This is a genomic window from Tissierella sp., assembly GCF_052089545.1.
Classification (GTDB): Bacteria; Bacillota; Clostridia; order Tissierellales; family Tissierellaceae; genus Tissierella_A.
The window spans coordinates 1-5,598 of sequence record NZ_JBQDAA010000160.1 but is presented as its reverse complement, the minus strand read 5'-3'; the positions used below and the strand labels follow the sequence as shown (position 1 = coordinate 5,598).

The window sequence follows — 5,598 nt, the reverse complement described above, 5'->3', positions numbered from 1 at the left end:
AAATAATTAATTAATTTAAAATTAATGCGTCAACTATATTGACATCTACCGAAATCCTCACAGAGGTAGCATTTTTTGTTTTTTATTTAAATTTATATTATCTTCTGTCCGCATCAGAAGTTTTATAACAAGATAAAACATCTTTTCCTAAATAACCTTTTACAGTATAACACACTTATATATAAGTTGCTATTAATATCTATAATTGTTTATTATTTTAAAAACATCTCTAGCATATAGCTTTAAAACTATTGATTTATCTACATTTTATATTATTATATTAAGTCATATTTATTTAACAAAGTAAAAAATATATGAAAAATGAAAAAATAATGTAAACTTAATTTGTTTTAAATATTTAAAACAGTTTAAGTTTACATTAGCCTTCTATTAATATTTAAGCAATTTTATTTATTAACTATTGACCTACTATTTGATAGTCTTCAGGTAGCTCAAACAAACTATTATCGGCTTCTTTTTCAAAAGATAATACTTCTACTTTCATAGTTGTTTCTTCCGGAACAAGACCTTCTGTGTCTTCTCCTTCTTCTAATTCATCCTCAAAAATACTGCTCATATCCATATCCATTTTCATACCAGCCAGTTTCTTTCCATCAAAGTAGTATTTTACATTACCAACTTCTGTGCTATACTCTTCATAAGATCTTTGCTTTCCTAAAAATTCTTCTTTCCCTTTACCTATATATTTTAGGTCATCATATACTAAATTGTCAGCTGTTATATTTTCTTCTGCTTCATCCTCTTCTTGGTGTCTGTTTGATTGAATTATTGTCTTAGATTCATCCATGATTACATAAGATTTATCATCTTTTTCTATGACATTCATTATCGTTTTACCTGATTCTACCAGTGAATAAGTTTTGTCACCAGAAGCTGCATTTGTTATTACAGATTCTGTCTCTTGACCATCTACAGTTGTTATCATTTTCATTTTCATTGTAAATTCTTTAGCGTTCATTATATCTATTAAAGCCTGGGATTTAATCTCACCTTCTAAGTCTCCTGATTTATCTTCTTCTTTTTCATCATCTTGATCGTCTTGATCCTCTTGATCCTTTTCATCTTCTATTGGGTCTTCTTCTCGTTCTATTTCTTCTTCAGCTCCATTAGTTTCTTGTCTTTCTGTTTGATCAGAGTCTTCAGATGAACATCCAACTGCTATAAGAGTTACTACTATCAGCAGTCCTATTATCTTGTATAACTTTTTCATTTCAAATGCCCCCTTTATTACTTTAATTTGATCTATGATCTATATATACCCAAATATTGGAATACTAAATAAAAACACTATCAAATATATTATATATTCGATAGTGTTAGATAATGCTAGATTTTTATATATCAATCTTTCTCATTATAATTTTTGTATTTATCCCTAAGTTCAACTATTTCTACTGGATAGTCAGTTATTATACCGTCTACTCCAAGTTCTAATAGTCTTTCTGCCTTATAATCATCATTTATAGTCCAAGCAAAAACTGCCTTTTTAGATTTGTGAACTTCTCTTATCATCCTTTTATCTATGAGTGATTGTTCAGCGCTTATAAAATCTACTGGCATTTTAGACATTTTTCTAGCTGAAAATGTTCCAATTTTTCCTATAAAAACATAACCCATAGATAAATCTTCATGCTTTTCATTAAATTCTTCTATTATTCGGATCTCTGATGTGTGAAATATAGTTTCCTCGAGTATTTCTTCTTTTTCTAAAACTTCAACAGTTCTATCAACTATACTATCTTTTTCTTTCCCATGAGTTTTAAATTCTAATAATAGCTTAGTTTTTCCTTTTACTTCTTTTGATAGTTCTTCTAAAGACGGAATATTGTCTTCATAATCTCCACTTTTTATAGTAATCTTTTTTATTTCTTCTAAGGTTAAATCACTTATATTTTCAGCTATATTTCCCAAACGTTTCAAGTTATTGTCGTGTATAACTACTGGGACATTATCTTTAGTGAGTAGCACATCCATCTCAACATAGTCAGCGCCATTAGTTCCAGCAAAAACAATTGTATCTATTGTGTTTTCAACTCCATACTCTCCACCTCTATGTCCTATTAAGAGTTGTCTATCATGGATTGGTTTTACACTTTCTTCACTATATATATTAAGTCCAATTAGTAGTATTAAAAATAAAGGTAAAAATATTTTTATATGCTTTTTAATCTTTAAAATTATCCTTTGTATAAGATCAAATATTTTTTCTAATATATTCCATATCCTTTTTCCAATAAATCCTAATTCTATCTTTTCTGATATTTCTTCTCTTTTTAAATAACCGGCTTCAATATAAGAGTTATAAATTCCAAGACTTATTGACAGTATAAATGGAGAAATAAGAAGAGTAAAAATCGACATAGATATATTAGATAAGGATCTTAGAATTCTAAATAATATAAACTGAACGTTTTCAAGTATCATAAAAGGTAGATAAGCTAATGTTATCCAGATTAACATTCCAGCTATTATTAAAAATCCAATTTGAAGCCCTTGACCCTTTATTGTTTTAAAACTCTTTTTTGAAGCTTCTTTAAAAGATTTATTATTAAATAGCATGATAGGTAGTACTATAAATAGTTTGGCGAAGAAGTATATCAAAGCAAAACTTAAAAGGAAAAATAGTATCTCGCTTCCTGGATATTTATCAATTTCTCCTATCATAAAGTCTGGTATAGATAAGGTTGGCAAGAGAGATGACTGTATTCCAATATTTAAAATTGGTATTAAGACTAAAATATAAAGTGACAAGCCTATTTGCCTATTTTTAATAATTTTTTTTAACTTTAATAGGGCAGTTCCTGTAATCTGTAATAGTTTTATTTTTTCTTTTTTCTTGCTCTTATCAAGTATCAACAAAATAACACTGAATTCATAGTATACAAGGACTACAGATATTGTCATTACTAGTATAACCATAAATATTCCTGTAAAACTTAATAAAAATTGAGATATTTCTCTATTTACTAAAATTTCATGGCCTCCAGCTCTAATAAATAAAGAAACAACAATATTTAATATAGGTTTAAATAAGATTAACATAAGTCCTTTATAGATAAGTTCAAATAGTAATAAATAGATACCTGCTCCATAAATCATTCCAAAAGAATCTTTTAATATATATTTTGCATTTAATATTTTTTCTTTCATGTCTTTCCTCCATAACTATATATGATATCTTATATATATAAAAAGGCAAGAATACTTTTTATCATACCAAGGCTTTTAACAAGGATATATATTAAAAATGGCTAGTATGAGCCATTTTTAATATGGACTTCATACTAGCCAATCTCTTCATTACATATTTACCATAGTTTTAAAGTTTAATATATAAAATATGATTTTTTTAAAATTATTAATCAAGTTCTTCTATAAGTTTCTTCATTTCTTTAATTTCTTTTTCTTGAGCTTTTATTATATCATCTGCTAGTTTTCTAACTCTTGGATCCTTTATATCTGCACGCTTACTGGTTAAGATTGCTATAGAATGATGAGGAATCATACCTTCCATATAATCTACTTCGTCTATTGTTGTTTGATTTCTCATTAAATAAAATGAACCTGCAAATACTACTATGCTTACTCCAACTATAGCCATATTTATCTTTTTATTTTTAAGCATATGCAGCATAAATAGAAGCATAACAATTGCCATAACACATGTTGAAAGTATAGTCATGTATAATCTCATTTCACTAAAAAGTGCATGACTTAATTCATAAGTATTAAGGTACATAACACCATACATAAATATAGCCGAAGTAATAATCATTCCAAAGAATTTTAGATAAGCTTTTTTCATTTTAAACACCTCTTCTTTTGTTTTGTTTAATTTTACCCAGCTCACTTTACTATAAATCGAGATATTATATATATTGTTTAATCTAGTTTAAGAAGTTTTGCATTTATAGCTACTATTATAGTGCTAAGTGACATAAGGACTGCTCCAACTGCTGGTGATATAACTATTCCTATGCTAGATAAAACTCCTGCTGCAAGTGGTATTGCAAAGACATTATAGCCAGTAGCCCAAATTAGGTTTTGTATCATTTTCTTGTAGGTAGCTCTACCAAAGTCAATAAGTGATACAACATCTTCAGGATTGGAATTTACAAGTATTATATCTGCCGTTTCTGCTGCCACATCTGTACCAGAACCTATTGCTATACCTACATTGGCCTGTGCTAGTGCTGGGGCATCATTTACACCATCTCCAGTCATAGCTACAAAGCTTCCTTCAGATTGTAACTCTTTAATCTTTTCTTGCTTTTGTTCAGGTAATACTTCTGCAAAATATCCATCTAGATCTAATTCTTCTGATACTTGTTTGGCTGTTTTTTCATTGTCTCCTGTAAGCATCCATGTTTTGATTCCTTCTTCTTTAAGTCTTTTTATTGTATTATATGACTCTTCTCTTATGCTATCTGAAAGTCCTATTGCTGCGATCAGTTTATCATCTATAATTAAAAATACATCTGTTGATACCCCATGATCTGGAAGCTTTTCTGGTACTTTTATATTATTTTCTTTTAGATATCCAGGACTTACTACCATTACATTTTTACCATCTATAGTTCCTTTTACTCCTTTTCCTTTTATAGCTTCAAAATTGTCCATATCTAAAAAGGATACTTCCATCTCTTCTTGCTTTTTTATAATCCCTGTGGCAATTGGATGTTCAGAATTATTTTCAAGCGTTGAGGCAAATTCTATTACTTTTTCTTTTGTATAGTTTTCATCAAAAACTTTTATGAAGTTTACTCCAAACTCTCCATGAGTAAGTGTTCCTGTTTTATCGAATACTACCGTATCTACTTTTCTTGAGTTTTCAAATTGTGTTCTGTTTCTTATAAGCAAGCCATTTTTTGCTGACTGTGCTGTTGATGTTGCTACTACTAAAGGCATTGCAAGGCCAAGTGCGTGTGGACATGTTATTACCATTACTGTAGCCATTCTTGCTATGGCAAATGTAAAATCATCTGTTATAAGGTACCAAACAACAAGTGTAGCAAAACCTACAGTTAAGGCTGTTATAGTTAACCAAAGTGCTGCTCTATCTGCTAAGTTTTGAGTTTTAGATTTAGATTCTTGGGCTTTTTCAACCATATCTATAACCTTTGATAAATAAGAGTCATCGCCTATTTCTTCAACCTTTACTTCTATTGATCCATCGCCGTTTATAGATCCTCCTATAATCTTTTCCCCTTCTCCTTTTTCAACTGGTTTTGATTCTCCTGTTAACATGGATTCATTTATATGACTTTTTCCTTTTACTATCGTACCATCTGCTGGAACTTTTTCTCCAGGTTTTATAAGTATTTTATCCTCAGAACTTAGTTCACTTATATCAACTTCTACTAGATCCCCATCTTTATATAGATGAGCAGTGTTTGGCATAAGTTCAGCTAGTTTTTCTAAAGCACTAGATGCACTTACTACAGCTCTCATTTCTATCCAATGTCCTAAAAGCATAATATCTATAAGTGTAGCAAGTTCCCAGAAAAAGTCATTTCCTTCAAGACCAAAAACTGTAGCTGTGCTAAATACATATGCTACTGTTATTGCTAGGGCTAT

General features: G+C 29.3%; 4 protein-coding genes. All 4 read right to left on the bottom strand.

What is annotated here, in order from left to right; all coding sequences use genetic code 11:
- Positions 1-418 precede the first annotated feature (418 nt).
- Positions 419-1,231, bottom strand: a complete 813-nt coding sequence (locus ACTHW2_RS10335) for a hypothetical protein (protein WP_442263840.1) — start codon at positions 1,229-1,231, stop codon at positions 419-421.
- 131 nt (positions 1,232-1,362) lie between these two features.
- Positions 1,363-3,171 (bottom strand): glycerophosphodiester phosphodiesterase family protein, encoded by a 1,809-nt coding sequence (locus ACTHW2_RS10330; protein WP_442263839.1) that lies wholly within the window; start codon positions 3,169-3,171, stop codon positions 1,363-1,365.
- Between the two features lie 208 nt (positions 3,172-3,379).
- A complete protein-coding gene (locus ACTHW2_RS10325) occupies positions 3,380-3,826 on the bottom strand; it encodes a DUF305 domain-containing protein (RefSeq protein WP_442263838.1) in 447 nt (148 codons plus the stop codon).
- 77 nt (positions 3,827-3,903) lie between these two features.
- Positions 3,904-5,598 (bottom strand): heavy metal translocating P-type ATPase (locus ACTHW2_RS10320; protein WP_442263837.1); only part of this gene is annotated, 1,695 nt, incomplete at its 5' end.

Excerpts from the sequence above, each read along its gene's own strand:
- ACTHW2_RS10335 (WP_442263840.1), bottom strand. The coding sequence starts at position 1,231 with ATGAAAAAGTTATACAAGATAATAGGACTGCTGATAGTAGTAACTCTT.
- ACTHW2_RS10330 (WP_442263839.1), bottom strand. The coding sequence starts at position 3,171 with ATGAAAGAAAAAATATTAAATGCAAAATATATATTAAAAGATTCTTTT.
- ACTHW2_RS10325 (WP_442263838.1), bottom strand. The coding sequence starts at position 3,826 with ATGAAAAAAGCTTATCTAAAATTCTTTGGAATGATTATTACTTCGGCT.